This is a genomic window from Microcystis sp. M53598_WE2 (assembly GCF_030067735.1).
GTDB lineage: Bacteria > Cyanobacteriota > Cyanobacteriia > Cyanobacteriales > Microcystaceae > Microcystis > Microcystis aeruginosa.
The window spans coordinates 1-1337 of record NZ_JASJFE010000369.1 but is presented as its reverse complement, the minus strand read 5'-3'; the positions used below and the strand labels follow the sequence as shown (position 1 = coordinate 1337).

The 1337-nt window shown below is 36.2% G+C and carries 1 protein-coding gene; it reads right to left on the bottom strand.

Features of this window, described 5'->3' with window-relative positions; all coding sequences use genetic code 11:
- Nucleotides 1–303: 303 nt before the first annotated feature.
- On the bottom strand, nucleotides 304–1337 hold a 1034-nt coding region (locus tag PX636_RS07965), incomplete at its 5' end, for an ISL3 family transposase (RefSeq protein ID WP_288116683.1).

The window sequence follows — 1337 nt, the reverse complement described above, 5'->3', positions numbered from 1 at the left end:
CCCCTCGCCAGGAGGACTGTATCTTAGAATACATTTTACCCACCAAACCCAAGAGAGCCCCTGTTCGATTATGCTACTTTTAAGCGATGTGCCACTAAAAAGGACAGAATCAGGGTTCCAGAGGATACTTTCATCTCTGCTGATTTCTGAAAGCCTTGTAAATCAAGACTAAAAATATAGTTCCGGGGTTACTTTTCCTGTTATAATCAACTGAACAAAGATAATTTGTCAGGGTGGGAACATCTCAAATGCTATTGACAATTGGCCAATTTGGCTCTTCTGGTTTTCGTGTGTTAATTTTTGTTATGAATTAAAGCAAGCAAACAGCTTAAGTCGAAGATGTTCAAAATTGGTAAATCCATAACTTATTCTTTTAATAAGCTTTATTTTGGTATTCATTCCCTCAATTAATCCGTTGGTTGTCTGATTTTCAAAGTAATTACAGATACCCGACAAATGCTTCCGGATCATACTGGCACTACTTTGATATAATATTCCGCCTATTCTTATCCATTTTTCCAATTTTCTCTCAGCACCTTTGAACGTTCTACAACCTTGATAAATTTGTCTAATTTCTTCTTTCATTTCGTCGGCTATTCCCAAGCAGGGATGTTCTTTTAAGATAACTTCTAGTTGTTGTTTTTGCTCGTCCTTTAAGTCCTCTTTATTCTTCCATAATAAATGAGGTAATCCCTTTTCATGCACCCCCATTAACTTTCTCAATTTATTAAGCTCGTCATTGATGATAGCCATTACATGAAAACGGTCATAGATGATTTTAGCATTGGGAAATAATTCCTTGATCACTGCCGTAAATCCTGACCACATATCGACGCTCACTTCTTTCACTTTCTCCCGAATTGCTTCTGGTTGTGCTTTTAAGGCTTCCATTAATTCTTCTTGCTTATGTCCTTTAATCACATCTAGTAAAATTTTCTTGTCCAGATCTACGACCGTTGTTATGAAATCTTTATGTCCTTTTAAGTTACTAAACTCATCTAAGCTTATTCGTTCTGGTGCTTCCCACTCTTCCTTTTCTAGTTCTTTAGCACAGTTATTAAATATTAACTCAACTTCTGACCATCCTAACCCTTCTTCTCGACTTATTTCTTCGATGCTACAATTTTTTACTCTCTCATAAATCATCGATTCATAGCGAATTGTCTGAGGCTGTCTTAATCTCATAAAACTTAGTCTTTCGCTGATATACTTTTGGCACTTTTGACAATGAAACTGACGGCGTGGTACTTCTAAATATACTGGATTACCTAATATTGACAAATCTCTGACTAGATTATACTCTGTCTGATTGATTCTGTCCAAGGTTTGATGGCAAT